We start from the raw sequence: 26,899 nt of genomic DNA on the forward strand, positions 1-26,899 counted from the left end.
CTCCTACATCCGGAAGATGCCGAACTTGGTCGGCTTGATCGGGGCATTCATTGCAGCGGATAAGGCAAGCCCAAGGGTCATCCGTGTATCTGCCGGGTCAATCACACCATCATCCCATAAGCGGGCACTGGCGTAATAAGGGTGTCCCTGCTCTTCATACTGGTTACGAATTGGCATCTTGAATGCCTCTTCCGCTTCAGCACTCCAGTTTTCTCCAGCAGCTGTTGCCCTATCGCGTTTGACCTGAGCCAGAACATTAGCGGCCTGATCACCACCCATGACGGAGATACGCGCATTCGGCCACATCCATAAGAAACGTGGTCCATAGGCACGACCACACATTCCATAGTTTCCGGCACCAAAAGAACCGCCAACAATCACTGTCAGTTTTGGCACATTGGCACAGGCTACAGCCGTCACAAGTTTGGCGCCATCTTTGGCAATGCCGCCGTTCTCGTATTTTTTACCGACCATAAAGCCCGTAATATTCTGCAGGAAGATCAGCGGAATACCGCGCTGACAGCACAGCTCGACAAAATGCGCACCCTTGAGTGCGGATTCAGAAAACAGGATGCCATTATTGGCAATAATACCAACCGGATGACCGAAGATGTGGGCCGTTCCGCAAACAAGTGTTGTTCCGTAAAGCGCCTTGAATTCTTCAAACTCGCTGCCATCAACGATACGGGCAATGAGCTCGCGAATATCATAAGGCTTACGGGTATCCGCTGGTACGAGCCCATATAAATCATCGGCCGGATAAAGCGGCTCTACCGTTTCCCGCATGGCAAGCTGAGGCTGTTTATGACGGTTCAGATGCGCAATGATATCGCGAGCGATCATCAAGGCATGAGTATCATCCTGCGCATAATGATCTGTCACACCAGAAATACGGGAGTGGACATCCGCCCCACCCAGCTCTTCTGCTGTCACAACCTCACCAGTTGCCGCTTTCACAAGAGGCGGCCCGCCCAAGAAGATCGTTCCCTGATTTTTGACAATAACCGCTTCATCACTCATGGCCGGCACATAGGCACCACCAGCCGTGCAGGACCCCATAACAACAGCAATCTGCGGAATACCTTCGGCAGACATGGTTGCCTGATTATAGAAAATCCGCCCAAAGTGCTCTTTATCAGGGAAGACATCATCCTGACTTGGAAGATGCGCTCCACCACTATCGACGAGGTAAATACAGGGCAGGTTGTTTTCCCGGGCAATCTCCTGCGCCCGTAAATGCTTCTTGACCGTCAGGGGATAATACGTCCCGCCCTTAACTGTCGGGTCATTGGCAACAATCACACATTCCTGACCGGAGACCCGGCCAATACCAGCTATCATGCCAGCAGCAGGTACATAATCATCATAGACCTTATAGGCGGCCAGCTGCGAAAACTCGAGAAACGGGCTGCCTGCATCAAGCAATGTGCGGATACGTTCCCTCGGGAGGAGCTTGCCACGGTCTTTATGACGTTTCAGAGCTGCCTCACCACCACCTTTACCAATTTCGGCCACAACCTGTTTCAGGTCATCGACAGCAGCAGTCATGATCTTGCAGTTTTCGGCGAACTCTTCGCTCCGGCGATCTATTTTTGTTTTGAGGATGGGCATGGCTTCCTCACACAGTTGCGTTGAACAGCTCACGGCCGATCAACATGCGACGGATTTCTGATGTTCCTGCTCCGATTTCATAGAGCTTTGCATCGCGTAATAGGCGCCCTGTCGGGTTATCATTGATATATCCGGCACCACCCAGAATCTGTATGGCATCAAGGGCGACAGCGGTCGCACGCTCGGCGGCGAAAAGAATGGCACCAGCAGCAGCCTGACGGGAGGATGCCCCACGATCACACGCACTGGCCACGGCATAGACATATGCCCGCGATGCATTAAGCGCGGTGTACATATCCGCCACCTTGCCCTGAATCAGCTGAAACTCACCAATGGATTTTCCAAACTGTTTACGTTCATGAACATAAGGCAGAACAATATCCATACAGGCCTGCATGATACCGATCGGCCCGGCAGCCAGAACAGCACGCTCATAATCAAGTCCGGACATCAGAACCGCAACACCACGGTTCAGATCACCCATGACATTCTCTTCCGGAACCTCACAGTCTTCAAACACCAGTTCAGATGTTGGCGAGCCGCGCATGCCAAGTTTGTCAAGCTTCTGGGCTGGCCTGAACCCTTTAAAACCCTTTTCAATAATGAAGGTCGTAATGCCTTTTGGGCCGGCTGAGGCATCCGTCTTGGCGTAAACAACCAGCGTATCAGCAACATGCCCATTGGTAATCCAGAGCTTGGAGCCATTAAGTACGTATTTGTCACCGCGTTTCTCAGCCTTAAGCCGCATGGAGACAACATCGGATCCGGCTTCCGGCTCTGACATGGCAAGGGCGCCAATATGTTCACCGGAAATCAGTTTTGGCAGATAACGCTGCTTCTGCTCCGCTGTTCCCCAGCGGCTGATCTGATTAATGCAGAGGTTGGAGTGCGCGCCATATGACAGGCCAACAGAAGCAGATGCACGGCTGACTTCTTCCATGGCAATACAATGGGCCAGATAACCCATATTCACGCCACCATATTCTTCCGAAATTGTAATACCATGCAGGCCAAGCTCACCCATCTCGGGCCAGAGAGCTGCCGGGAAAACATCAGTCCGGTCTATTTCTGCAGCAATAGGGGCAATCTTTTCCTGAGCATAAGCCTCTACAGCATGCCGCAGGGCATCAATATCTTCACCAAGGCCGAAATCAAAAGTACCGACGTTCACAGCAGCCATCTTTTCCTCCCAATAGGGCCTGTTTTGTTTTGGCTGATCGCACCAGCCACAACGAAACACCTGACCCCATCTTTTCTTTCACATTATTCTGTATTAAAACGGTCAAGCGTTTTTTTGTCTATTAGCAAAAGGGCATATCTCATAAGCAAGCTATGTGCTAAATGATGGATCAAAGTGAGGGGAAAACAATGAGCCGTACAGCAGGATCTTCAGGCGTCAAAACACTGGAAACCATTAAGAAGGCAGCCCTTCGCCTGATTTATGAGCACGGCTACGACGCAATGACGTTACGCGGCCTCGCCAATAAGGTCGGCATCCAGCAGGGCTCTTTATACAATTATTTCAAAACCAAACAGGAACTGCTCTTCATGCTGGTTTCCAGCCATATGGAAGCCCTGACGGAACAGCAGGAAAAAGCGCTGGCCGGTATTGACGACCCTGTTGAGGCCTTACGTACTTTTATCAGATTTCATATTGATTATCATATCTCACGTAAGCACGAAGTTTTCGTCAATTATTCAGAGCTGCGCAGCTTCACACCAGAGAATTACAAAATTATCGCAGACATGCGCAGCCAGTATGAAAATCGGCTGATCGACATTATTATCAAAGCCCAGAAAGCGGAGCTTGTCCCCCAGTATGATGCCAAGGTTGCAGCCTATGGCATTCTCGCCATGCTGACAGGCATCTGCCAATGGTTTAATCCCAAAGGCCGTCTCTCCAAAGAAGAGGTCATTACTACATATATGTCGATGGCATTGAGTGCATTACAGGTGAGAGCATCTCATTAGAATAGGATAGCTCCTTGTAAAGCTGAATATCTGATTGCAAAATACGTTATCCGGGCCTAGAGCCGATCAGTCAGTATTCTGTACAGCACAGGCTTTTTATGGACCTGCAAACGATCATTGCAATCTTAGTCTTTGTCGTAACCTACACGGTTATCGCCATTGGCAAACTTCCGGGTTATCGCATTGACCGGGCTGGTATTGCCCTGCTTGGGGCAAGCCTGCTCGTTGCTTTCAATGTACTCTCACCGGAAGATGTCTATAAGGCCATCAATTTTGATACCATCACACTGCTGCTTGGTATGATGATTGTCGTCGCGAATATGCGGGTCTCGGGCTTCTTCAGAGTTGTGAATGCGGCTATTCTTAAAAGATTCAGACGGCCCATAACCTTACTGTTTGCGGTTGTTGTTGCATCAGGTGTTCTGTCTGCCTTTCTGGTCAATGATACCATCTGCCTCGTGATGACGCCTCTGGTGCTTGATCTCGTCTTAAAGATGCGCCGGAATCCAATGCCCTATCTGCTTGCCATCGCCATGGCTTCCAATATTGGCAGCGTTGCAACCATTACCGGTAACCCGCAAAATATGATCATCGGTTCCCTCTCCGGGATCTCTTACAGTGCGTTTGCCTGGCAGCTTGCACCCATTGGCCTCATCGGTCTTCTGGTGGTTTTTGTTTTACTGGCCTTGCTTTACAGGGACGAATTTCTAACCTTAGAAACACTGCCCCAATATTTGCCGAATGTGCGCTCCCATAAACCACTGATCATCAAAACATCGCTGGTCACACTGGCAATGGTTGTGCTGTTCTTTACCGGACAACCCGTTGCAAAGGTTGCCATTATCGGCGGGTCATTTCTTCTGCTGACACGGCGGGTCAACCCAAGCCGCATTTACAAAGAAATCGACTGGCCACTTCTGGTTATGTTTATCGGACTTTTTGTTGTTGTTGCAGGTCTGGAGAAAACCGTTATCGGCCCGGATGTCATCAACCGCGTTATGGCTCTTAATCTTGCCTCAATACCGGTTCTCTCAACCGTCACTGCAGTCCTTGGCAATCTGATTTCAAATGTACCTGCCGTTCTCGTAATGCGGCCCTTTATTGAAGCTCTTTCCGAGCCGGACAAAGCCTGGCTCGTTGTTGCCATGGCTTCAACCTTGGCCGGAAACTTTACGCTTGTTGGCTCGGTTGCCAATCTCATTGTTGCCCAGAAAGCCCAAAGTTATGGTGTCACGCTTAGCTTCTGGACATACTTCAAGGTTGGTGCACCACTGACAATCCTGACAATCCTGATTGGCATCTTCTGGTTGATGTAAAATTCAACATCGCACATATTTTCCAGTGCATTGACGCATATAGCACGTAACATCATACTGTTTTTTAATAGCCCTCCACCATCTAATGGCTGTATAGCCAGAGCAGGGTCGCAGGTGAGCAACCCTTGGTGGAGTATTCCAGTTGTTCATGCGTTTACCGGGTTTGTTGGTGAGTATCCTACGGTATGTCCCCATACCGCGGATTGATCCGCTTACATTACGCTCGGCTAATTTTGCCTTCAGAACAATGCTTGCTTCACTTCTTGCCCTCTATATCGCACTTTACCTGCAACTTGATGAGCCTCATTGGGCCGCTGTCACCGTCTGGGTTGTCGGCCAGCCAATGCGTGGCATGGCCTTGCTAAAGAGCTATTACCGGTTTCTTGGTACAGTGGCCGGAACGGTTATGGCGATAACGCTGACGGCCTTCTTTGCGCAGAGCGGGACACTCTTCATTTTCTATTTTGCCTGCTGGATTGCCCTTTGCACGATGGTTGCAACCCTGCTGCGCAATTTTAAGGCTTATGGTGCCGTTCTCGCCGGATATACCTGCGGGATCATTGCATTGAATGCTTATGGCAAACCCGATGAAATTTTCGACATTGCTGTTGCACGCGTCACCTGTATTTTTCTCGGCATCGCACTGGAAGCATTGGTTGCTGCCGTCTTTGTGAAAAGCACACCCCAGACGGCCCTTCTTGCGCGTCTGCGTACCATCTGTTCTGATACAGCAGCCTTTGCTTCGGCTGCCATCAACGGCGATACACAATCTGACAGCGATAAGGCCCAGCGCATATTACGCGATATTGTTATTCTTGATGCTGCGGTTTCATATGCCGCAGCAGAAGATCAGAACATCCGTCGTCGGGCCGGGGTTTTACGGCAGGTCATTGTCTCGGTTATGACAGCTGTGTCTGCAGCGGAGGCCCTTGGAAGACACCTTGCCAAACACAATCAGGTGCCAACAGTTCTTCAGAACCGCCTCCAAAGGGCAAGTATCGCACTGCATAATGTCACCCCTGAAAATGCGGATAAATCCGTCAGGGAAATCTCTGCTCTTTATGAGGAGATGCAACAAACGGACTGGCGCAGAATTGAACTGTCAGACAAGCCGGATGCCAAGGTCTATTTCGTCAGCTCACGCTTTTCAGATATGTTCGGTGCCTTAGCTTCAGCCTTGCAAAAAACCGAAGATTTCTTTGCCGGGCGCTCTGTTTCAGGCAGAGCGGATATCTCTTTCCATCGTGATTATAATGCGGCCCGCGTAAACGCCCTGCGCGCATTCATAGCAGTCATCAGTGCCGGTGCGTTCTGGTATGCTTCAGGTTGGTCTCACGGCCAGAATTTTACACGACTTGTTGCCGTTGTCTGCGCACTTTATGCCACCCGTGACAATCCTGTGATCGGCAGTCGCAACTTCTTTAATGGCGCCCTTGTTGCCGGAGCGGCGGCAGGACTGTGTCATATTTTCATCCTGCCTGGTATCAATGGGTTCCCGCTACTGGCTATGCTGCTGGCTCCCTTCATGATTGCCGGTGGTATGTTGATGGTCCGGCCCAAAACAGCGGGTATCGCAACTGCCTTCAATATCTTCTTCATTTCTCTGTTCGGCATTTCCAATAATGCCCGTTACCCTTTTGAGGAGTTCCTCAACGACCTCATCCCGCTTATCTGTGGCGTTGGTATCAGTGTCATTGTCTTCATGGTTTTCTTTCCACTTAATCTGGAAAAGCGTCGTTTCAATATTCAGCGTTCCGTCCTTCGAGACATTGCTAAGCTGGCACAGCCCCACAACAGAATGCAGGAAAACCGCTGGTGCAGCAGAATGGCAGACCGCCTGTCATTACTCTCAGCAATCCGTCCACCGGGTAATAATAACTCATTGATGGAACGCATTATTGCCGCCAATGAAATTGGCGTTCAGACTATTCGCCTTCGTGAGATCAGCCGGAATCCAGAAATACCTTCCATCTGCCAGCAGGCTATGGCCCAATCACTTCAGGCCTTAACGTGGTTTCCCTATCTTGGCCTGATCCCGGATGTCCACACAGGCAGCCTCTTTGATTTCAGCCTTTACATCTCACGTCTTAAACATGGCAGTCAGATGCCTGATAGCCATTGGCTGCGTCAGTCCCTTAAGCAGAATGCCAGAGAGCTGGATATGTATCTGACACATACGGATAACGCAGAACTGGTAACGGAACTTAAGCAGGAATTGCTTCAGGCCATTGCAGCTCAAAGAGAAATCGCTGAAATTATTGAATTCCATTATATGGATGAGGCGTTATCAGCGACACCGCCATCAACAGACCTTGCTAGGGAAATAAATGCATAATGCTCAAAGAGCTGGATATTTTTGGTATTCTGGTCGCTCCACTCGCGCTTTACATCTCGATTGGTGTGCTCCTGTTCATCATTGTGAAAAGGCTGATCAGATATTTTCACCTTGAACGCTATATCTGGCATTCATCCCTGTTTGATGTGACTCTCTTTGTTCTCCTTATCTCTGTCGTCACTCTTTTCGCCCTTTACCCAGTCAGCTAATACGGTCTTGCAGGTTTCCCATGGATTTGATCCGCTCCCCCATCCGCATCCTCGTTACACTTACAACCGTTGTGTTTGCCATTATTCTGGCATGGCTGGCATGGCATTATTATATGGTTTCACCATGGACCCGTGATGGACGTGTCCGTGTTGAGGTTGTCACCGTAGCGCCTGAAGTCTCAGGCCGGATCGTTGACCTTAAAGTGAACGACAACCAGTTTGTTAAAAAGGGCGATATTCTCTTTGTCATAGATCCTGATCGTTTCAAGCTGGCTCTTGACCATGCTCAGGCATCTGTTGAAGCCGCAAAAGCAACCATGGAAGTTGCCAAAGGGAAAGCACAAAGACGCCGCAACCTCGACAACCTCTCGGTCTCTGAGGAAGAAAAGCAGATTTCACAGGGTGAGGAAGATTCAGCCACATCCAACTATATGCTGGCACAGGCAGACGCACGGGTTGCAGCTCTCGATCTTGAGAAAACAGTCGTTCGCTCACCAGTTAATGGCTATGTCACAAACCTGCGACTGCGTAACGGCTCATATGCCAGCACAGGCGTTAATGCCATTACCATTGTTGATAGCGATTCCTTCTGGGTTGCAGGATATTTTGAGGAAACCAAACTCAAAAACATTCGCAATGGTGATAAAGCGGTTATCCGCCTCATGGGTGAGGATCGCGAACTGACAGGCCGCGTGAATAGCATCAGCCGTGGCATTGCCGACAAAAATGGTGAGGCTGATACGCAGGGTCTGGCCAATGTTGATCCCACATTTACATGGGTTCGTCTGGCACAGCGCATCCCTGTGAGAATTGAACTTGATAACGTTCCTGAAAATATCATGCTGTCTGCTGGTCAGACATGTACGGTGATCATTACCCGGTAAATAAGAAAGCACCCTGCATGGGGGGATTGCAGGGTGCTTTGAATATGCCATGCTGGAGGGGGATGCAGCAGGCTATCTCTAGGTATACGAACCGGCAGAGCCGGTATCAGTATTTGAAAATATCCAAACCCGATGATTAAAGTATTCAATAATTGGATTATTATATCCGTGCTGACGCACACATACGAATTATCCCATTTTCGCATGTAAAAAGGGAGCGGATTTTTACCAAATCTATCGCATTAGTGTAGAATCACCAAGGCTGATCTACATTTCCTGGACGAACATCACGGTGTTTCCAGCAGGGTCGCTGACTTGTGCAAGCTTTATGAATCCTAGATCCTGTATTTCGCTAACGGTGACACCAGCGTCTTCGCAAACAGCCTTCTGTGCTTCGACATTGTGGACACCACAAACTACAAATGATTTACCGGCAAGACTTGGGTCAGGAGCAACAGAGACTTGAATCCAAGCATTTTGTGCCAACTGCCATTCGGCGACTCCCTCATAAGGAGTAACATCTGGCTTACGCCCAAGCCATTTGGCGTACCATTCAACGGCTCCGTCGAAATCATTTACGTGAAGAACAGAGATTACACTCGTAAAGTTGTTATTCGACATTTTTTATTCTCCCCCATCAAAATAAATTTTATTTGAGCTGGTAGGCTCAAAATTATTGTTCAATCAATATTAGACACAAATAAAACTGGCCCTGCCGCATTAGCGTAGGGAAGTTAGCAAAAGTAGCACTATCGGTTATTTAGGCAGGCAACATCAAAAGCATGATACCTGACGACGCCTTCATGCGACAGAACCCTTTCGCCAACTCCTCTCCAGAACCTTAAATCACTAAATTAGATCAGATGATTATTCTGATTTTGCACCAAATTCAGCAATACCGCCATGAGCCGAAGACCATTCGGCAGGCTTGTGCAGGAAGCTTTCAACTTCACGCAGAACACCCGGATCAAAGTGACCCATTTCCTTGGCAGCTTCCAGAACATCCCACCAGGTTGCCAGATGGTGCAGTTCAACATTCAGGGATGACATAACTTCACGGCTGGCCGGGAAGATATCGTAGTAGAAGACAACAAAGCAGTGATCAACAAGCGCACCAGCTTCACGCAGGGCCTGACAGAAATTGACCTTGGAGCGGCCATCCGTTGCCAGATCTTCCACCAGCAGCGTGCGGGCACCAACTTCAACCTCACCCTCAATCTGGGCATTACGGCCAAAGCCCTTTGCTTTCTTGCGGACATACTGCATTGGCAGACCAAGACGGTCAGCAATCCATGCAGCAAAAGGAATACCGGCTGTTTCACCACCAGCGATAATATCGATCGACTCATATCCGATCTCGCTGACAATGGTATTTGCTGCAAAATCCATCAGAGCCGCACGAAGACGCGGATAAGAAATAATCTTGCGGCAATCAGTGTAAACAGGGCTGGCCCAGCCTGATGTAAAGATAAACGGCTTTTCAGCATTGAAGTGAATGGCTTCAATTTCCAGCAACATACGGGCTGTCTGGCGGGCAACAGCGCCCTTATCTGTCGGCATCATAAAATTGCTCATATGAAATTCTCCCGCGCAACGGCTTTATAATCTGTCAGAGGCTCGTCATCCCTGTTGCGGATACCAAAACGCCGTCGGGAAAACCGACGGCGGTACCGAAAGGGGCGGAACCAAACGTTTATCGACTCACTTGAGCTTTACGTCAACGTTAAGTTTAAAAACATCACATGGAAATTGTTCAATAAGTACGTTTTTACCAGGCATCGCGCCCAATAACCTTATCGCAGACCTCTTCGTAAACATGCTCATTACAGGCAACGATAAGGCCTTTACCCTTTTCGGAAGCTTTGTAATCTCTGCCGTTGAGACGTTTGGACACACCACCGGCTTCACGAACAAACAAAGCACCGGGAACGTGATCCCATGGCAGGGAGCGCCAGAATATGACACATTCCTCACCCCCCTCAACAAGTGTTGGATATTCAATACCGGCACAGCCAAAACCGGGCAGACATTCTTTCATAAGCTTCCCACGCTGAGCCATTCTGCTCTTCATTTCAGGTGGCAGTAAGCGGTTAAGCATAGCACCACGGATTTCCGAGACAGGCATTTTTTCTTGCGAAGTCTTAAGTCTGACATCATCACGATAGGCACCATTGCCTTTTTCCGCATGATGTAAAACACCCGTTACCGGGTTGAGCATAAACGCAAATGTCGGTTCACCCTCCACCATCAGGGCGACCATCACCGAGAACAATGGTTTGCTGGCAACGAAATTTGCTGTGCCATCCAGAGGGTCAACAAGCCAGACCATACCCTGATCAACACGGTCAACGACATCCGGCTGAACTTCTGCCAGTTCTTCACCAATCACGAAGGAGCCAGGCAGTATCTTGCGCAGATGCTCACTGATGAATAGCTCAGATTCCTTATCTGCAACGGTTACCAGTTCACCGGGAGACTTTTCCTCGACTTCTCCACCAGCCAGATGCTGATAGCGTGGCAATATGATTGTCTGCGCGGCCTCACGCATCACTTCAACCACATTGTCTCTCAGATTAGCAGGTAAAGCCATCGGTCATGCCCTTCATAAAATCAAACTGACCTGACTACCTATAGACACTTCTGGATTTTTTGTAAGTGACAGGATGTAACAGCCTAATGAAAAACGGCGGAGTTTCCTCCGCCGTCTCAAAAACCTTGTAAGGTTTAAATTATTTGCGATTCTGACGATTACTGATCAGATCATCAACAACGGTTGGATCAGCAAGCGTTGATGTATCACCAAGTGCACCAAATTCATCCTCGGCAATCTTGCGCAGAATACGGCGCATGATCTTGCCGGAACGGGTCTTTGGCAGGCTCGGAGCAAACTGGATCATGTCAGGAGCTGCAATCGGACCGATCTCACCTCTAACCCATGTCACCAGTTCTTTCTTCAGTTCATCCGATGGGCGGATACCCTCCATCAAAGTGACATAGGCATAAATACCCTGCCCCTTGATATCATGCGGATAGCCAACAACAGCCGCTTCTGAAACCTTGTCATGCGCAACAAGTGCACTTTCAACCTCAGCCGTCCCCATACGGTGACCTGACACGTTGATCACATCATCCACACGACCTGTAATCCAGTAGTAGCCATCCTCATCACGACGACAGCCATCACCCGTGAAATACTTACCCGGATAGGTTGAGAAATATGTCTGCACAAAGCGTTCATGGTCACCATAAACACTACGCATCTGGCCCGGCCATGAATCAGCAATAACAAGGTTACCTTCACAGGCCCCTTCAAGCACATTACCATCAGCATCAACAATCTGGGGCTGGACACCAAAGAACGGGCGCGTTGCTGAACCCGGCTTGAGCTTTGTAGCACCGGGAAGGGGGGTAATCAGAATACCGCCGGTTTCAGTCTGCCACCATGTATCAACAATTGGGCAGCGCTCTTCACCAACAACACGGTAATACCACTCCCACGCTTCCGGGTTGATCGGCTCACCGACAGAGCCAAGCAACCGCAGGGATGCACGTGAGGAGTCTTTCACTGGCTCATCACCAACCTGCATCAAGGCGCGAATAGCCGTTGGGGCTGTATAGAAGATATTGACCTTGTGCTTGTCGATCACGTTCCAGAAACGAGAATTGTTCGGGTAATTCGGAATACCTTCAAACATCAGCGTTGTGGCGCCATTGGCGAGCGGCCCATAAACAATATATGAGTGACCTGTGACCCAGCCAACGTCAGCCGTACACCAATAGATATCACCATCGTGATAATCAAAGACATACTGGTGAGTCATTGAGGCATAGACCAGATAACCACCTGTCGTATGCAGCACACCCTTTGGCTTACCGGTTGAGCCTGATGTGTAGAGAATAAACAACGGATCTTCCGCATTCATCGGCTCACATGGACATTCCGTTGTCACCAGCTCGGCAGCCTCGTGATAATAAACGTCACGACCCGGCTCCATCGCAATATCTGAGCCCGTACGACGTACAACAACCACATGCTCAACTGTACGCTCAGCACGGGCAATTGCCTGATCAACGTTCGTTTTCAGCGGAACCTTACGCCCGCCACGCAAGCCCTCATCCGCCGTAATAACGATGTTGGAGCCACAATCGTCGATACGATTGGCAAGGGAATCGGGCGAGAAGCCACCGAAGACAACCGAATGGATGGCACCAATACGGGCACAAGCCAGCATCGCAAAAGCGGTTTCCGGAATCATCGGCATATAGATGGTAACGCGGTCTCCCTTGGAAACACCACGATTACGCATAACATTCGCAAATTTACAGACTTCATCATGCAATTCGCGATAGGTAATGTTACGGCTTTCAGAAGGATCATCACCTTCCCAGATAATGGCAACCTGATCACCGCGCTTGTCCAAATGGCGGTCAATACAATTATACGCAACGTTGGTTATGCCATCTTCAAACCACTTAATGTATAGTTCGTCAGCGCCATAAGACGTATTCTTGACCTTTGTGAAGGGCGTAAACCAGTCAATCCGCTTACCGTGCTCACCCCAGAAACCATCCGGGTCGGAAACGCTACGCGCGTATTCAGCTTTATACTGGGTATCATTGATATAGGCGCGCTGCGCCCATTCGGCAGGAACATCGTAAGTCTTATTATGCATTGAAGCCCTCCAGGCCGCCATACCTGCAATACAAGCATTACAGGTAACATTCCCGATGGCTCTGGCCATGCGGTGAATGCTGTCTCCATGAAAGAGCAAAACAGAGTGTACAAACCGTACACACGCTCTGCGACCGGCTGAACCCGGACCCTCCCGTATTTGCGGAACCCGCAAAAAACATCCGGTTATGAGATAGTTGCCTTATTGATGCAGCAATCATCAGACGTTCACCCGATTAATACAAATTATAATCGGAGCGCTGTGATGTCTCAAGCGTCTGCGCCTAGGACTTTGGTTGCTGTCTGATGTCAAATATTTGATATAAAATGATAATTATAAATTGAAAGCCGGATTATAACCCACCCATCCGGCAAATCAGTTTCCATTCCTGCTCCGTCACTGGCTGGACAGACAGGCGGGAATTATTGACCAGAACCATATCTTTCAAGGCACTTTCATTCTTGATTGTTGCCAGAGATACGGGATGCTTTAAAGGTTCGACAGCCTTGATATCAACCATACCGAAACGGCCGCTCTCATCGGTATGATCCGGATAATATTCTTTGCAGACCTCAACAATACCAACGATTTCCTTACCCTCATTCGAGTGGTAGAAAAAACCTTTATCGCCTATTTTCATGGCCATCATATGCTTCTTGGCAAGGTGGTTACGCACACCATTCCAGTGTTCGCCTTTCTCACCCCTCTTTACCTGCTGATCCCAGGACCAGACTTCAGGTTCGGATTTAAACAGCCAGTAAGCCACGGCTCTCTCCCTCATCTTTATCGTTGGTCAAACTTCACGCTTAAGCGGACGATTCATCAAGACGTCAACCGCTTCATCAAGCGTTAAACGGCTTTGCAACACAGCATCTATTGTCTGTGCGATTGGCATATCGATGTTCTTTTCCTGAGCCATCTGGACAAGAACACTGGCCGTAAAAACACCTTCTGTCAGCTTGCCACCAGAAGCTTCTTCCAGTGAGGCCCCCTTACCCAGCCGTTCTCCAAATGCGAAATTACGGGAATGAGCCGTTGAGCATGTCAGGACCATATCACCAAACCCTGACAGCCCCATCAATGTCTGCGGACGACCGCCATAGGCACTGGCAAAGCGCATCAGTTCAGCAAAACTACGGGCCATCAGAGCCGCTTTGGCACTTTCTCCCAAGCCACGCCCCATCACCGCACCGCATGCGATTGCAAAGACATTCTTTGCAGCGCCACCAATCTCAACGCTACGGACATCTTCTGAGTGGTAGATACGGAAAGAACCACTTGAGAGCTGCAAAGCCAGCTTTTGTGCCAGCGCTTCATCTTCACTGGCCAACGTCACGGCTGTCGGCAGCCCACGCACCACATCATCAGCAAAACTTGGACCGGAAAGCACAGCCAACGGTGCTTCAGGCCATTCACCCCGGGCAACCTCATGCATAAACTGCCCACTCTCGCGCTCAATACCCTTGGCACACAGCACGAGTGGTACGGATTTTTTGAGATTTTCAGCAAGCATTCTGACAACAGCCCGGATAGTCTGGGCAGGAGTCACAATAAGAATGGCCTCAACATTATCCAGATCAGCAAGATCAGATGTCGGGTGAATATTCTTATCTAACTTAACACCGGGCAGATAGCGGGCATTGGTACCATGCGTAGCCATTTCAGCCACAACATCCGTTTCACGCGTCCAGAGAACCACATGGTTCCCGGCCTGTGTTGCAACGGTTGCCAGAGCGGTACCCCATGCACCTGCACCTACAACACCTATTCTCGGACGGGTTGTCATACTGCCCCTACTCTTTACTTAATCAGGATTTTTGACCAGCAGCATCACGGCTACTGTCCAGCGGCCAGCGCGCACGGGCCGGAGCGGAAATATCATCAACCATTGCCAGACGCAGACGTTCAATACCAGCCCAGGCAATCATCGCACCATTATCACCACAGAGCTCCAGTGGTGGTGCAATCAACCGTAGACCAGCTTCTGCCGCCAGGCGTGTCAGTGACTGACGCATTGTCATATTGGCCGCAACACCTCCGGCAACCACCAGTGCAGAAGGATGACCAGCAACCTCTGTAAACTGTCGTAAAGCCACACGGGTACGATCAACAACCACATCCACAACAGCAGCCTGAAAACCGGCACACAGATCACAGATATCCCGCTCACTGAGAGGCTGAAGGCGTTCCGCCTCAATTCGCAAAGCTGTCTTCAGACCAGAGAGTGAAAAATCCGGTGTCGGACGCCCATACATCGGGCGCGGCAGGGAAAAGCGCTCCGGATCACCCTTATGGGCTGCCTGCTCAACATAAGGGCCTCCGGGATAGCCAAGCCCGAGAAGCTTGGCAACCTTATCAAAGGCTTCACCAATGGCATCGTCAATTGTCGTGCCAATACGGACATAATCACCAACACCACGAACAGCAACAAGCTGTGTGTGACCACCGGATGCAAGAAGAAGGAGATACGGGAAAGCAATGCCATCTGTAAGGCGGGCTGTCAGAGCATGGGCTTCAAGGTGATTAACAGCAATCAGCGGCTTACGTGTCACAAGGCTCAAGGCCTTGGCAGTTGTCAGCCCAACCATCACACCGCCAATCAGGCCTGGGCCTGCAGCAGCCGCAATGGCATCAACATCTTCAAGACCAACCTGAGCAACTTCACAGGCACGGGCAACCAGCCTGTCAATGACATCAACATGGGCACGTGCGGCAATTTCCGGAACAACACCGCCATAAGCCGCATGCTGAGCAATCTGGCTCAACACCTCATTGGAACGGATGATCCCGCGATTGTCGTAACTCAGTTCAACAATTGATGCGGCGGTTTCATCACAGGTTGTTTCAATTCCCAGAACACGCATACTGTCACCAGTCTCATCTATAACGCACGTGATATTGCCCGAATCGACAATTATCCCGCAATAATCTGCCGCACATTGAACCATAGGTTCCTATTCGTCCATAGCCTGTGGCAGTGCAAATCGCACAGTATTTTCACTGTCTACCGAAAATACCTCTTAAGCAGCCTTCACGGGAAGCAAACCACAGATTATAAAGCCGGAACAATAAACAAGGACATCGAGGCAGTTCCATGGCGACTGAAAGTGCAAAACTGGTTATCGGTACCCGCAGCAGCCCTCTTGCGATGGCCCAGGCCCTTTCTGTTCAGCAGCTATTGATGCAGGCCCATGGCTGGAGCGCCGAGATGCTGCCTCTCGCCTCCATGACAACCTCTGGTGATACTTATGCTGACCGTGCGCTTAGTGAAATTGGTGGCAAAGGTCTTTTTACCCGTGAGCTGGATGTTGCTCAAAGCAGCAGCCAGATAGATATTGCCGTTCATTCAGCCAAAGACCTGCCAACTGTTCTGGCAGATGGCCTTGAGATTGTCGGCTATCTGCCACGCGAAGACGTGCGTGATGTTTTTATCAGCCATAAAGCCAAAACACTCGCAGATCTTCCTCACGGTGCAGTTGTTGGTTCAGCTGCCCTTCGCCGGCAGGCCCAGATCAAGCGACTGCGCCCAGATCTTGAAGTTGTTCTTTTGCGCGGTAATGTCGGAACGCGCCTCGCCAAGCTGGAACGTGGTGAGGTTGACGCTACCCTGCTTGCCATGGCTGGCTTGAAACGTCTCGACAAAACCGACGTTATCACGTCGATTCTCGATCCGGAAACTTTTCTGCCTGCCGTCGCACAAGGGGCTATCGCTATTACAATCCGCACAGGTGATGAACGGGCGAGACAGGCCGTGTTACCAATACTGGATAATGATACGGGTATTACGGTGACAGCTGAGCGCGCCTTCCTGACAGTTCTTGATGGCTCCTGCCGCACACCTATTGCCGGCCATGCTCAGCTCAAGGGCAATCAGATATATTTCAAAGGCCGTGTTCTGCGCCCCGATGGTTCTGAAATTTATGAAGTGGAACGCTCAGGAGCAATTTCTGATGCCGAGATGATTGGCCGGGATGCCGGTCTTGATATCAAAGCCAGAATGCCAACTGATTTTCTTGATCCGGCAAATATGCGCTGACATGCATATTCTGGTTACACGCCCCATACGCGATACCAGACGAACGGCTTCAAAGCTTGAGGCATTAGGGCGTCAGCCTGTCTGCGCTCCCATTTTTACTATTGAACCCACAGACATACCCATACCCGATGGCATATTTGATATTGTGATTGTTACGAGTGCGAATGGTGCGGACCAGCTCCATCGACTTGAGGACTGGACTGCAAAAACCATCTATGCCGTCGCTCCACGAACAGCTGAAGCAATTCTGGAGCATGGCAGCGCGACAGATTTACGTATCGCCCAGGGTGACGCGGTTTCTCTTATTGGCCTGATTACCGCCGAGCAATCCGTTCAGTCTTCTATTTTGCATATAACAGGCATTGATCACAAAGCTGAGCCCGATGCTTCATTAAGAGCAGCAGGTTATCCGGTTAAAACCTGGACAGCCTATCACTCTCAGGCCTCTGAAACCTTACCTGAGGTCATAATAGCCGCCTTAAAAAACGATAGCATCGATGCCGTCCTGCATTATTCCCGCCGAAGCGCCAGCGTACTGCTAGATCTTGTTGCGGCTCAGGATTTAACTTCAAGGTTTCTGGCTTTAAAACATTATTGCCTGTCGGAAGATGTTGCCATACCTTTAAGAGCGGAAGGCGCCTCAGCTGTTTTAATCGCCTCTGCCCCTTCTGAAGATGCTTTACTTGCTCTTCTTTAAATTAAGCTACCCACAATTTGCACAGCTATGCGCCAATCTGACATGTCATAAGGGTTAGTATTGTTAACCTCTATGATGCTAAACTGATTCGATACGTTGCAGCATTAATGCCTTGTTTGAGGCTATAATGCCGAAGAATATTGAACAGCAGAATTGGGAGCCGCCGTGACCAAATCATCCGTGCCGCCGAACCCTAAGTCATCCCGTACCAAGGGACGCAAACCGCAGACAATTGATTTGTCTGCCGAGGTTGTAAGCGAGGATACAATATCCCAGCCACAGATCGATAGCAGTGAGCCGGCGAAAGCCGATGCCCCTGAGCACACGCAGACCATAAACTCTCAAAATGAAAAGCCCGAGCCCGTGACATCAGCTAATCAGAAATCCACATCTACGGACCAGAACAAAACTGCGGATACTAAGCCTGCTTCAGCAAAACAGCCGAAGAATTCTACCTCTGGCTTAAAAGCTGCGGTTTTCGGCCTCATATTCGGTCTTGTCGGTGGCGTCGCTGGTGCCGTTCTTTACCCAATGCTGGTGCCTGCTGAAAAACCATCTGCTCCTGACTTCAGTAAGTTTGAAGCATTGATCAGTCAGAACGATGCTCTGGAAGTCCGGACAAAAGGCCTTGAAGCGGCATTGACTGAAGCGAAGGCTAAACTCTCCGAAACCGAACAACAGCGCCTTGCCTTGATAAATGGCCTCAATGATCTCTCACAGAAAGTCGATAACCTGCCAGAGCAGCCCATCCCTGCTGGAGATACAGGAGCCCCATCAGCTGAAACCGAACAGAAGATTACAACCCTTGAGCAGCGCTTGAGTGAAGAGATCAAAGAGCTTCGTGCCCAGCTTGAAGCATCAAACAGCAAACTTGCCCGCGAACAGCAGGCCTTTATACCCCTAAGCGGCCGCGTCGATACTCTGGAAGGCCGAATCAATGATATTGCCAGACAAAATATCGATCCACTTCCTGCCATTCGTTATGCGTTAAGCGCCCGACTTGAGCAGGCCGTTGCCAGTGGCAAGCCATTTGGTACAACTCTTGAGGCTCTGCGCAAGGCAGGCATTACTGAGGCAGACCTTGCAGATATTGCAATATTTGCACCTTCCGGCGCCCCAACAGCACAACAGTTGAAAGCAGAATTTGCCGAACCTTCTCAGGCTATGATTGGCTATGAACGCAGCCAGTCTGGTGAAGGTATAACCGATAAGCTGATCAGAATGTCAGAGCGCGTTGTTCGAATACGCCCACGTGATAATGCCGTAGGCAATGACATCTCATCACTCATTGTAAGAATTGAAGCAGCTCTTGATCGTGGCTCTTTCGCAGATGCAGCCTTACTCTGGAACAATCTGCCGGATGCCGCACGCCAGTTGTCCGCTCTCTGGGGCAAGCGTCTCAACGATCGGGCCAATGCCGCCAAGGCTCTCTCAAACCTGAGCAACAAGGCTGTTACAGGCCTTGAAAGCTCAGTACAGTAAGGGAGCAGCACCATGTGGCGTATTCTCATTTATATCGCTGTTCTCTGTGCCATCGCTTTCGGCGCCGTCTGGCTTTCAACATTATCGGGTGAAGTTACCATTCTGCTGCCTGATTATGTCGCCAATATTGACTTGCCCGTCGCTGCTGCACTGTTAATCCTTACTGGTCTTGCCATTGCTGTTATCTGGTGGCTGGTTGCAACCATATTGCGAACCCCCTTCCGCATGGCAAAATCAGCCAAGGTCAAGAAACGCGCAAAGGGCCTGCAAGCCCTCTCGCGTGGTATGATTGCCGTTGGTGCAGGTGATACCGGGCAGGCCCGCCGTTATGCCAAACAGGCCCAGAAATTGCTGGGTGATGAGCCGCTGACCCTTCTTCTCAATGCACAGGTTGCACAGGTCACTGGTGACCTGACCAGTGCGGATGCCGCCTTTCGCAAGATGACAGCCAATAAGGAGACCCAGCTGCTTGGGCTTCGTGGTCTCTTTGTTGAAGCCCGCCGCCAAAACGATCATGAGGCCGCTTATACCCATGCCCGTGAGGCCGCTTTGCTTGCACCTGCTGCTGGCTGGGCCAATGAAGCTGTTCTTGAAGCTCAATGCATGAAGGGGGCCTGGACTGAGGCCCTTGAAATGATTGACCGGCGGGTTGCCTTTGGATTGATTGATAAAGCAACAGCCAAGCGTCAACGTGCCGTTCTTTTAACGGCTAATGCCCTTGCCGTAGAGCAATCCGCACCAGATACAGCCCTTGTTGATTCCACAAGAGCATTGAAATATGCACCAACCCTCGTTCCGGCAGCAACTCTTGCAGCCCGCCTGCTTGGACAACGGGGAGATGCCCGGAAAGCCTCAAAGATCATTGAAAAGGCCTGGAGTGTTAATCCGCATCCAGATTTAGCCGAGACTTATATCTATCTGAAAGCAAATGCGTCAGCGCAGGGCCGCCTTAAACGTGCGGAAACCCTTGGCCGCCTTTCCAATCTTGATATGGAAGGACGTCTGATTATTGCACAGACTGCAGTTGAAGCACGCGAGTTCAGCCGGGCTCGAGACGTCTTAAAACCATTGCTGGATGAACAGCCGACCATTCGTACCTGCCTGTTGATGGCAGATCTGGAAGAAGCTGAGCATGGCGCTGTTGGTCTGGTTCGTGAATGGGTGGCCCGCGCTGCCCGTGCCCCACGAGATTCCGCATGGATTGCCGATGGCATTGTTGCCGAACAATGGGCACCTTTCTCACCGGTTTCAGGTCATATCGATGCGTTCAAGTGGCAGACACCACCAGATTCACAAAGTCTGCCAGATACCAGCGCCTTTGATCTTGATATGGACGAAAAGCCTGAATCACAGGCATCAGAAGCAGAACCAACATTCATTGATGTGACACCTGCAGAAGATCAGGCAACGCCACCAGAACAGCCCGCGGAGCCAGAACAGGAAGTGGCCAAAGCCCCTGAACCAGAGCCCATACTCGCTGATACTCCAGCTGTTGATCCTGAACCTGAAACAGAAGCCCCACAACCGCCTCTCCAACCGGAAGCCGTGGAGCCAATCGCTGTTACACCGAAACCGGTAGTCTTCCCGGAATTTCGCGCACCAGATGATCCTGGCGTCGATACAACCAACACAAAAAAGAAGAAACGATAAGCCTGACAAAAGTTATAGCACCGTCTGTGGTGCTATAACTTGATATCTTATCCAGAGAAGGAAAAACGCCCTGACTGGATACTTGCCAAACCCCAAACGAACGTTTATTGAAATCCTTCATCGCCAGTCGGCGCGCCGCAGTAGCTCAGATGGTAGAGCACGTCATTCGTAATGATGGGGTCGGGAGTTCGATTCTCTCCTGCGGCACCAGATTTAATTTAAATAATAACTTAACCCTATAAACCAAGATTAGAGTAGCTTACGTTTGAAAATATTATGTAATTTTTGTCTAAACCTCTCTTCAAATATTGGTTCTACCTTAACTTGGGGTACATGTGGTGGGGGACACGGCATCAGAGTTCGTTGTTCAGACATCTTTGACTGAAACCATAAGTCGTTAATTCCATAATCAGCAGCTAAAATTGATTGATATTTTGTATCATTTAGCAATTGATATAATTTTAAAAGCCCAACCATCTGATATGGCGCTTGAAGCCATTGATTATCGACAAACAGCAGTAGCACCTTTTCTATCTCAAAATGGTATTCAGTAGGTACCTCCTTGATAATAAGCCAATCACTAAAACCTTCAATAAAGAGCTTTTTATTAATTTCATTAAAAAATTGATTAGCAATCAAAAAATGTTCATTAAGCGTACGACTGTGATTCGCTTCAGTTTGACTACTAGCATTTTCTCCAGGCATTATCCTAAACTGAATCAATACCTCGTCAATGATATGAATATCATAGTGCTTTAATAATCTAACCCACATTTCAAAATCGGGTAGTTGTCGAAAACGATTATTGTATGCACCTAGTTTATGGTAGCACTCCTTACGAATCATTATCGTTGGATGACATAAGCAATTACCATATTGAAAAAAGTGTCGTAACCATAAGGCAGAGGATCGATTTGGTTGTTCAAAAATAGAACCAAATGGCAAATCCTCATTAGGAATCACATTACTTTGTACATCAATAAATGAAGCACGCCCAAATACAGCCCCTAAGTTAGGTTGTTCATCTAATAGCCTAACTTGTGCCATAAGTTTATTGGGTAGCCATTTATCGTCAGAGTTTATAAGAGCGATATATTCCCCTTCAGCCCTAGAAATAAGTGAATTGGTAACAGTACAAGCACCAGAATTTTGTTTATTTGAAAAAAAGATAATACGTGGGTCTTTAACTGCTTCAACTACTGAGACCGTATTATCTTGCGACCCATCATCCTCAATAAGAAACTCAAAATCGACATTCTCTTGAGCTAAAACGCTATCAATCGCCTCACGAACAAAACTCGCATGGTTATAAGTAGGCATAATAACCGAAACTTTAGGTCTCTTTATCATCGAAACTTACTCACATAATACATTATTATAATTCTCACGTTATAAGGAACAATCTGATTTATAAGATTAAGGATAATAGGTGGAAACCAATTTCGAAAACGCGAGCTCCCTATAAAATAGCTAACTTTATTCAGGAAACTACGGTTTTTTTTCTGAATTGAATACAGCAAATTACATTTAAGTTTCTTAAAATCATCAGAAAATACAAAATTGGTAATTTTATCATATTCATCTATTACATCATACTGGGATTTTAGTTTTTCTTCTTCTGCCAAGGCACTCCAAGAACTATTTTCATGAATACGATAAACAGACAACGGTTTCTTGAGGAAACCAATTTGAGCCTCATAAGAAATAAAGATATTGATTATCCAGTCATAAGCTTTTAATTCAAATAATGCGGAAGGTATTTTCTTTAGAGCTGAAACTCTATACATAGTAGTAGAAAAATTCCCAATAATATTACTATTTATAAGGTCACGCGCGGAAAATATGGTATACCCTTCACTATTGTTTTCTTGAATTTTAAAATCAGATTTATCTGTATAGTAAATATAGAAATTTGATGCACATAAATTACATTCTAAATGTTCATCAAGAAATTCTTTTTGCATTTGCAATTTATTTGAATTTATCCAATAATCATCACCTTCAAGAATTGCTAAATATTCAGTCTCACAAAAAGAAAAAATCCTTTCATAATTCTTTGTTATTCCAAGATTACTTTTATTCTCTAAAAAAATAAATTGAGCATATGGAATTTTATCTGAAAAATCCTTAATCAGTTTAAGAGTATTATCTGTTGAGCAATCGTCAGCAACATATACTATATATGGCTCATCAATGCGCTGAGCAGCTACGCTCTCAAGTGCTTTTATTATATATTTTTCATGATTATATGTAACTAAAGCAATACCAACTCTTGGTTTTTTAATTTTATCTTTCATTTTTAAAAACTCTCGCCGGGTTTCCTAGAACTGTAGTATATGCAGGCACACTCTTTGTAACAACAGATCCCATGCCGACAATTGCACCTCTACCTATTACAAGTTTATTATCTGCCGCCCCTTGCTTAATAACTGCACCTGTCCCTATATATGCATGATCCTCAATTATCACATTCCCATTACACTTTACTCCTGGAGCGAAAGTAACAAAATTTCCAATTTGGCAATCATGAGCAACATAAGAGTAAATATTTGCATGGAAGAACTTCCCAATAGTCACATTGGATGTGATAGTAGTAAAGGGCGATAACAATAACCCATCGTCAAATTTGTTATTATCCATTACTATCGAATTTTTAGAAAAAATAGAAAATGGCTTACAATTAAAATCATAAAGTAAAGAAGATATTCTTTCTCTTACCTTAGAGTCTGCAATTGCAACAGTGAAATACTTATCACCCGGAAGATTCTTAAAATCTGAAAGAGCCATTACCGGATATTCATTACACTTAAAAATACTCGGCTCGCCCTCAACAACAAAAAACAAACGCACTTTTCCTGCAGCCAATTGAGAAGCCAACTGCTGTCGAACAAGAGGCATAACTTCACGTCCATAGCCACCTGCACCTATAACAGCATAAAAATCAATATTAGACATATTTTCCTCTTTAAATAAGTAAAACACTAGTAATTTAATGTCCTCTTAATAATCCTACAAATCATATCAATTTCAGAGGTAGATAATGTATAATATAATGGAAGACAAAGAACTCTCTTTGATATATCTTCTGAGATTGGGCAAATATTTTTTAAATCTGATTTTATATAAGATAGTTTTGATAAAGAAGGATAAAAATACCTTCTAGGAAAAATTTTATTAATATTTAATTCAGAAACTATTTTTAATAAAATTTCTTCACTATTAAATATAACAGGATAATAAGAATAATTATAAATTGTTTCATGAGCTATCTTAGGACGCTTAATTTCAACATCTGATAGCAAAAAATCATAATAATTACTTAAATACTTTCTATTAGATAAAATTTTCGTAACATATTCTAAATTACACAATCCCATAGCAGCATGTATTTCTGAATTTTTCCCATTAATTCCTATTTCGTCAAATTCAGTCGGCGTTGTATGACCAAAATTACGCATCGATGCCATTTTTTTTAAAAGACTGGGGTCTTTTGTTATAAGAGCCCCCCCTTCAATTGTATGGAATAATTTTGTTGCATGGAAGCTTGCGGTAGAGATATCTCCATATGCATAAAGGGATTTATTTTTATATTTTGTTCCAAATGCATGGGCTGCATCATAAATAACCTTCAAATTATGACGTTGTGCAATCGCATCAATTTTTTCAATATTGCAAGGATTACCATATACATGCGTAGCAAGAATACCTGTCGTATTTGGGGTAATTCTCTCTTCAATTTTATCCGCATCAATATTCAAAGTTTCCTTACAAATATCAACCATTATAGGATTACAATTTTCCCATAAAATACTTGAAGTTGTTGCAACGTAACTAAATGGTGTAGTAATAATATCATTGGTCAATTCAAGAGATTTTATTGCAATTTGCAATGCAATTGTGCCATTACTCACATATAATAAGTGATCTAGACCAAGCCAATCTTTTAAACTTAACTCTAGTTCATTTACAAGGGGACCATTGTTTGTAAGCCATTCTCTATGCCATATCCCTTTGATAAATTTTTGAAAATCTTCTAATGGAGGAAAATATGGTTTTGTTACGTTTATATCCATTTGGAATTGCTCTTATTAACCTGTTTAATTGAATTCTTATTCGCACTACAAAAATTACTATATTCTATCAGATTTTTTCAACCATTCAAATTTATAAAAAACAAATCAAACAAAATATAAAATTTTAACTAAATTTAATAGTAGATTGCGTTGTTCGCAAAAATGGAGCAAGAACTCTCCTCTCTCCTGCGGCACCACTTTTCAATATTATCAAAGTGCTGAAATGCCTCGTATGAGGATGTAGCCTATTATCAGTTCAAGATTGATGCTGAAAATCAGGAAGAACAGGAAGTCGGCTGTTTTCTTGGCAATCTGTACTTTAAAGAATTTACCTATCTGCAGCCCGATAAAAATTACGATAACATTCAATAGCAAGAGACCCAACATAACTTTGAGGACTCTCAATGACCCCATACCTATTATCTGAATAATCGTTTCCATATTTGTAATTGGAAAGGCCATTGCAGAGAGGATGGCATAGGAAACGACAAAATACTGGGACGGGAAATAAATCTGACCAAGAAAATTACGCTCCCGTTCAGGATGTTTTATGTGCTGGTGCCTGCCATACAAGACATAGGCCGGATGAAACAAGATGAACAATGAGATGAGCGTATAATAAAGCGCCTCTTCAAAAGTGAAAAAACGATCCGTATAAATCAGCAGAAAAAAGATTATTCCGAAACAAACCGCAACAAAGAGTGGTACAATAAGGAATATGACAAAAAGGGATTTTCTGTGCTCTGAAGTCATCATGAATAAACCCTTCATAATTACTTATGAAGGGTTCTTTTATTTTAGCCTTATCGTCCGGACTTAATCCGTGTCCAGAGGCGTGTGACGAGACGCTGGGTCTTTTCACCGTAGGTTGTATTGGTGAACAGACGCTTGAATGTTTCCTCATCCGGATAGACACCGGCATCATTGCGAATTTCCGGTTTAATCAACTCTTTGGCTGGCAGATTGCCAGAAGCATAAGAGAGGAAGTCAGAGTTCGCGGCAGCAACGTCTGGGCGCATCAGATAGTTGATGAATTCATGCGCTTCATCCGGATGCGGCGCATCTGCAGGAACTGCCAGCACATCAAACCACATCAGAGCGCCTTCTTTCGGGATGAAATAATCAATTTCAATGCCCTTACCGGCTTCTTCCGCACGCGTTTTGGCCTGAAGGATATCACCGGAATAACCGATAGCAACACAGATATCACCATTGGCCAGAGCGTTGATATATTCCGATGAATGGAACTTGCGGATATTCGGACGGGCCTTGATCAGTGCATCGGCGGCTTTCTGAATATCTTCCGGTTTCTTTGAATCCGGGTTCAGCCCGATATAATTCAGGATGCTCGGAAAAATATCTTCTGAACTATCCAGCATATAGATACCGCAGCTTTTCAGCTTGGAAGCTATTTCAGGCTTCATAACGATATCCCAGGTATTTAATGGCTGCTCTGCGCCAAGAGCTTCACGAACCTTGGCCATGTTCACGCCAATGCCCGTGGTACCCCACATATGGTCGACAGCATACTGATTGCCTGGATCAAAAACGGCGAGGCGTTCATCAATAGCCTTCCAGCTGTTTTTGAGATTGGGAAGCTTGGATTTATCCAGCTTCATAAAGACATTAGCTTTGATCAGGCGCTGCAAGTATGGGCCTGAAGGCACAACAATATCATAACCGGATTTGCCAGCCAGAAGCTTTGTCTCAAGAATTTCGTTGTTGTCATAGGTATCATAGACAATTCTGATACCTGTTTCTTTGGTGAAGTTTTCCAAAACCTGCGGAGCAATATAGTCCGACCAGTTATAGACATGCACCACACGCTCCTGGGCAACGCCGGAGACTGTGGTGAAAGCAAAAACAATTAAGGCGAATATATAACGGATCATCGTGAGCAAATTCCCTGATTGACCGACTACCGGACCCTGAAAAGATGAATGCGAGTGAGCTTAACAAGAA

Annotated in this window: 24 protein-coding genes and 1 tRNA gene; 10 read left to right on the forward strand and 15 right to left on the reverse strand. The window is 47.0% G+C overall.

Annotated features, from left to right (window positions below):
* Window positions 1-3: 3 nt before the first annotated feature.
* Window positions 4-1,548 carry a carboxyl transferase domain-containing protein gene (locus tag WJT86_RS00205; RefSeq protein ID WP_407066901.1) on the reverse strand — a complete coding sequence of 515 codons (1,545 nt, stop codon included), beginning with the start codon at window positions 1,546-1,548 and terminating at the stop codon, window positions 4-6.
* A 70-nt stretch (window positions 1,549-1,618) separates the two neighbouring features.
* Window positions 1,619-2,791 (reverse strand): isovaleryl-CoA dehydrogenase, encoded by a 1,173-nt coding sequence (locus WJT86_RS00210; protein ID WP_346335478.1) that lies wholly within the window; start codon window positions 2,789-2,791, stop codon window positions 1,619-1,621.
* A 188-nt stretch (window positions 2,792-2,979) separates the two neighbouring features.
* Between WJT86_RS00210 and WJT86_RS00215 the strand changes: the two genes are divergently transcribed.
* From WJT86_RS00215 to WJT86_RS00235, 5 genes are all read left to right on the forward strand, one after another.
* Complete coding sequence (locus WJT86_RS00215) at window positions 2,980-3,582, forward strand: TetR/AcrR family transcriptional regulator (RefSeq protein ID WP_346335479.1); 603 nt, start codon at window positions 2,980-2,982, stop codon at window positions 3,580-3,582.
* Window positions 3,583-3,680: 98 nt separating this feature from the next.
* Window positions 3,681-4,898, forward strand: coding sequence for an anion transporter (locus tag WJT86_RS00220; RefSeq protein WP_346335480.1), 1,218 nt, complete (start codon window positions 3,681-3,683; stop codon window positions 4,896-4,898).
* A 169-nt stretch (window positions 4,899-5,067) separates the two neighbouring features.
* Window positions 5,068-7,233: an FUSC family protein gene (locus tag WJT86_RS00225; protein WP_346335481.1), complete on the forward strand. Its 2,166-nt coding sequence runs from the start codon at window positions 5,068-5,070 to the stop codon at window positions 7,231-7,233.
* Complete coding sequence (locus WJT86_RS00230; protein ID WP_346335482.1) at window positions 7,233-7,442, forward strand: DUF1656 domain-containing protein; 210 nt, start codon at window positions 7,233-7,235, stop codon at window positions 7,440-7,442. Before WJT86_RS00225 ends, WJT86_RS00230 begins: the two co-directional genes overlap by 1 nt.
* Before the next feature lie 20 nt (window positions 7,443-7,462).
* Complete coding sequence (locus WJT86_RS00235; RefSeq protein ID WP_346335483.1) at window positions 7,463-8,326, forward strand: efflux RND transporter periplasmic adaptor subunit; 864 nt, start codon at window positions 7,463-7,465, stop codon at window positions 8,324-8,326.
* A gap of 267 nt (window positions 8,327-8,593) precedes the next feature.
* On the opposite strand, the gene WJT86_RS00240 is transcribed toward WJT86_RS00235, so the two are convergent.
* The 7 genes from WJT86_RS00240 to tsaD form a co-directional block, all read right to left on the reverse strand.
* Window positions 8,594-8,947, reverse strand: coding sequence for a VOC family protein (locus WJT86_RS00240; protein WP_346335484.1), 354 nt, complete (start codon window positions 8,945-8,947; stop codon window positions 8,594-8,596).
* A 246-nt stretch (window positions 8,948-9,193) separates the two neighbouring features.
* Window positions 9,194-9,901, reverse strand: a complete 708-nt coding sequence (locus WJT86_RS00245; protein WP_346335485.1) for an orotate phosphoribosyltransferase — start codon at window positions 9,899-9,901, stop codon at window positions 9,194-9,196.
* Window positions 9,902-10,094: 193 nt separating this feature from the next.
* Entirely contained in the window at window positions 10,095-10,916 is an 822-nt protein-coding gene (locus WJT86_RS00250) for an inositol monophosphatase family protein (protein WP_346335486.1), read from the reverse strand.
* A gap of 139 nt (window positions 10,917-11,055) precedes the next feature.
* Window positions 11,056-12,999 (reverse strand): acetate--CoA ligase, encoded by a 1,944-nt coding sequence (gene acs / locus WJT86_RS00255; RefSeq protein ID WP_346335487.1) that lies wholly within the window; start codon window positions 12,997-12,999, stop codon window positions 11,056-11,058.
* 352 nt (window positions 13,000-13,351) lie between these two features.
* Window positions 13,352-13,765 (reverse strand): EVE domain-containing protein, encoded by a 414-nt coding sequence (locus WJT86_RS00260; RefSeq protein WP_346335488.1) that lies wholly within the window; start codon window positions 13,763-13,765, stop codon window positions 13,352-13,354.
* A gap of 27 nt (window positions 13,766-13,792) precedes the next feature.
* Window positions 13,793-14,785, reverse strand: a complete 993-nt coding sequence (locus WJT86_RS00265) for an NAD(P)H-dependent glycerol-3-phosphate dehydrogenase (RefSeq protein WP_346335489.1) — start codon at window positions 14,783-14,785, stop codon at window positions 13,793-13,795.
* Window positions 14,786-14,807: 22 nt separating this feature from the next.
* A complete protein-coding gene (tsaD, locus tag WJT86_RS00270; protein WP_346335490.1) occupies window positions 14,808-15,863 on the reverse strand; it encodes a tRNA (adenosine(37)-N6)-threonylcarbamoyltransferase complex transferase subunit TsaD in 1,056 nt (351 codons plus the stop codon).
* Window positions 15,864-16,093: 230 nt separating this feature from the next.
* Here tsaD and hemC point away from each other — a divergent pair, with 230 nt between their 5' ends.
* The 5 genes from hemC (at window position 16,094) to WJT86_RS00295 (ending at window position 21,074) form a co-directional block, all read left to right on the forward strand.
* Entirely contained in the window at window positions 16,094-17,035 is a 942-nt protein-coding gene (gene hemC / locus WJT86_RS00275) for a hydroxymethylbilane synthase (protein ID WP_346335491.1), read from the forward strand.
* A 1-nt stretch (window position 17,036) separates the two neighbouring features.
* The gene (locus WJT86_RS00280; RefSeq protein WP_346335492.1) at window positions 17,037-17,732 is read left to right on the forward strand and encodes a uroporphyrinogen-III synthase; all 696 of its coding nucleotides are present in this window, start codon (window positions 17,037-17,039) and stop codon (window positions 17,730-17,732) included.
* Window positions 17,733-17,897: 165 nt separating this feature from the next.
* Window positions 17,898-19,214, forward strand: coding sequence for a COG4223 family protein (locus WJT86_RS00285; protein ID WP_346335493.1), 1,317 nt, complete (start codon window positions 17,898-17,900; stop codon window positions 19,212-19,214).
* 12 nt (window positions 19,215-19,226) lie between these two features.
* Window positions 19,227-20,864, forward strand: a complete 1,638-nt coding sequence (locus WJT86_RS00290) for a heme biosynthesis HemY N-terminal domain-containing protein (protein WP_346335494.1) — start codon at window positions 19,227-19,229, stop codon at window positions 20,862-20,864.
* 134 nt (window positions 20,865-20,998) lie between these two features.
* Window positions 20,999-21,074: transfer RNA gene (locus WJT86_RS00295), tRNA-Thr, on the forward strand.
* Between the two features lie 39 nt (window positions 21,075-21,113).
* Here the strand turns inward: WJT86_RS00295 and WJT86_RS00300 are convergent.
* From WJT86_RS00300 to WJT86_RS00325, 6 genes are all read right to left on the reverse strand, one after another.
* Window positions 21,114-22,214, reverse strand: a complete 1,101-nt coding sequence (locus tag WJT86_RS00300) for a glycosyltransferase (protein WP_346335495.1) — start codon at window positions 22,212-22,214, stop codon at window positions 21,114-21,116.
* Entirely contained in the window at window positions 22,211-23,161 is a 951-nt protein-coding gene (locus WJT86_RS00305; RefSeq protein WP_346335496.1) for a glycosyltransferase, read from the reverse strand. Before WJT86_RS00305 ends, WJT86_RS00300 begins: the two co-directional genes overlap by 4 nt.
* Window positions 23,151-23,819: an acetyltransferase gene (locus tag WJT86_RS00310; protein WP_346335497.1), complete on the reverse strand. Its 669-nt coding sequence runs from the start codon at window positions 23,817-23,819 to the stop codon at window positions 23,151-23,153. Before WJT86_RS00310 ends, WJT86_RS00305 begins: the two co-directional genes overlap by 11 nt.
* 26 nt (window positions 23,820-23,845) lie before the next feature.
* Window positions 23,846-24,937 carry a DegT/DnrJ/EryC1/StrS family aminotransferase gene (locus WJT86_RS00315; RefSeq protein ID WP_346335498.1) on the reverse strand — a complete coding sequence of 364 codons (1,092 nt, stop codon included), beginning with the start codon at window positions 24,935-24,937 and terminating at the stop codon, window positions 23,846-23,848.
* Between the two features lie 210 nt (window positions 24,938-25,147).
* Window positions 25,148-25,693, reverse strand: coding sequence for a hypothetical protein (locus WJT86_RS00320; RefSeq protein WP_346335499.1), 546 nt, complete (start codon window positions 25,691-25,693; stop codon window positions 25,148-25,150).
* 47 nt (window positions 25,694-25,740) lie between these two features.
* The gene (locus WJT86_RS00325; protein WP_346335500.1) at window positions 25,741-26,829 is read right to left on the reverse strand and encodes a polyamine ABC transporter substrate-binding protein; all 1,089 of its coding nucleotides are present in this window, start codon (window positions 26,827-26,829) and stop codon (window positions 25,741-25,743) included.
* Window positions 26,830-26,899 lie beyond the last annotated feature (70 nt).

This window comes from Hohaiivirga grylli (genome assembly GCF_039655745.1).
Taxonomy (GTDB): Bacteria; Pseudomonadota; Alphaproteobacteria; order Rhizobiales; family Beijerinckiaceae; genus Hohaiivirga; species Hohaiivirga grylli.